General features: G+C 66.7%; 3 protein-coding genes. All 3 read left to right on the top strand.

Annotated features, from left to right (window positions below):
- The coding region (locus tag IV091_RS01655; protein WP_293464304.1) for an AzlC family ABC transporter permease at positions 1 to 555 on the top strand (555 nt) is incomplete at its 5' end.
- Positions 552 to 905 (top strand): AzlD domain-containing protein, encoded by a 354-nt coding sequence (locus IV091_RS01650; RefSeq protein WP_293464303.1) that lies wholly within the window; start codon positions 552 to 554, stop codon positions 903 to 905. The genes IV091_RS01655 and IV091_RS01650, both read left to right, overlap by 4 nt.
- A 205-nt stretch (positions 906 to 1110) precedes the next feature.
- The coding region (gene pgk, locus IV091_RS01645; protein ID WP_293464301.1) for a phosphoglycerate kinase at positions 1111 to 1825 on the top strand (715 nt) is incomplete at its 3' end.

Raw genomic sequence — 1825 nt, 5'->3', positions numbered from 1 at the left:
CAGCTGGCGGCCATTCCGCTGATTGCCGCCAGCGCACCGGTCTGGGTGATTCTGGCGGCGGGTTTTTGCGTCAACCTGCGCTTTGTGGTGTTCAGCGCCCACCTGCGCAGCTACGTCATGCACCTGCCCCGGTGGGTGCGCCTGCTGGCCGGCTACCTGAGCACCGACATGACCTATGTGCTGTTTGTGCGCCGCTTTTCCCAGCCGCCCGTGAGCGCCGGGCAGCGCCAGGCGCAGCTGGCCTACCTGGCCGGGAACGGCAGCCTGAACTGGCTGAGCTGGCAAGTCTCCAGCTTGCTGGGCATTGCGCTGGCGCAATGGGTTCCGGCGTCGTGGGGCCTGGGTTTTGCAGGCATTCTGGCGCTGATAGGGATGAGCTGCTCACTGGCTTCGACGACCATGCGCCGCGTGTCGGCCGGCGTCGCGGGCGCGGCGGCAGTCGCTGCGTTTGCGATGCCCTTCAAGCTCAACATCGTGGTGGCGATTGCAGCGGCGGTGGCGCTGTGCCTGATGCTGGAGTCGCCCGCACCGCCCGACCGGAGGCCGCACGCATGAGCAGCCCCGGCACGGATGGGTGGACGCTGGGCGTGATCGCGGGGCTGGCGCTGGTGACGGTGCTCACGCGCTGTTTCTTTTTCATCTCCAGCCGTCCCTGGCACCTGCCGCACTGGGCGCAGCGCGGCCTGCAGTACGCGCCGATTGCCGCGCTGGCGGCCGTCATCGCCCCCGAACTGGTGATGACGCAGGGGCAACTGATCGCCTCCTGGCAGGATGCGCGGATTTACGGCGCGGCGGCGGGCATCGCGTTTTACTTCTGGCGTCGCGGCGCCGGCCAGGCCGTGCTGGGCACCATCGTGGTCGGCATGGCGGTGTATTTGCCGCTGCACATCGGGCTGGGCTGGTGAATGTGGCCCCCACGGTCGCTCACTGCGTGTAGCTTCCTGCCCCCCGAGGGGGCGCTGAGCCTGCGACCCGGCGAAGCCGGTTCCGCGGCCCCTGCTGCGTTGCAGAGAACGCCCCCAAGGTTGCTCAATGCCGCACCCTACAATTCTTCCAGCCAGCCGCTTGTCAGCGGTTTTTTCAACCCTTCGTACTTTGCGTAGTTGACCCATGAATTTCATCCGTTTTTCCGATTTGTGTGCCAGCGGCCAGGTGGCCGGCCAGCGCGTTTTCATCCGTGCCGACCTCAATGTGCCGCAGGACGCTAGCTGCGCCATCACCGAAGACACCCGCATCCGGGCCTCGATCCCCTGCATCCAGATGGCGCTCGATGCCGGCGCGGCCGTGATGGTGACGTCCCACCTGGGGCGCCCGGTGGAAGGCGCGTTCAAGTCGACCGACTCGCTGGCGCCGGTTGCCAGGCGCCTGGGCGAGTTGATGAATCGTGAGGTTCCGCTGGTGTCTGACTGGGTGGACGGCGTCAACGTGCAGCCCGGCCAGCTGGTGATGCTGGAAAACTGCCGCCTGAACAAGGGCGAAAAGAAAAACGACGAAGCGCTGGCCCGCAAGCTGGCCGCGCTGTGCGACATTTTTGTGCACGACGCGTTTGGCACCGCGCACCGCGCCGAAGCCTCGACCTACGGCATCGCGCAATACGCGCCAGTGGCCAGCGCCGGCCCGCTGCTGGCGGCCGAGATGGACGCCATTTCCAAAGCCCTGGCCAACCCGCGCCGGCCATTGGTCGCCATCGTGGCGGGCAGCAAGGTGTCGACCAAGCTCAGCATCCTCAAGGCCCTGGCGGGCAATGTGGACCAGCTGATCGTGGGCGGCGGCATTGCCAACACCTTCATGCTGGCAGCCGGCCTGAACATTGGCAAAAGCCTGG

The sequence above is a fragment of the Polaromonas sp. genome (assembly GCF_018780625.1).
Classification (GTDB): domain Bacteria; phylum Pseudomonadota; class Gammaproteobacteria; order Burkholderiales; family Burkholderiaceae_C; genus Polaromonas.
Note: the sequence above shows the minus strand (reverse complement) of the source record. Positions and strands in the feature narration are given on the sequence as shown.

Bases quoted from the DNA above. Each gene is read 5' to 3' on its own strand.
- IV091_RS01650 (WP_293464303.1), top strand. From the start codon at position 552: ATGAGCAGCCCCGGCACGGATGGGTGGACGCTGGGCGTGATCGCGGGG.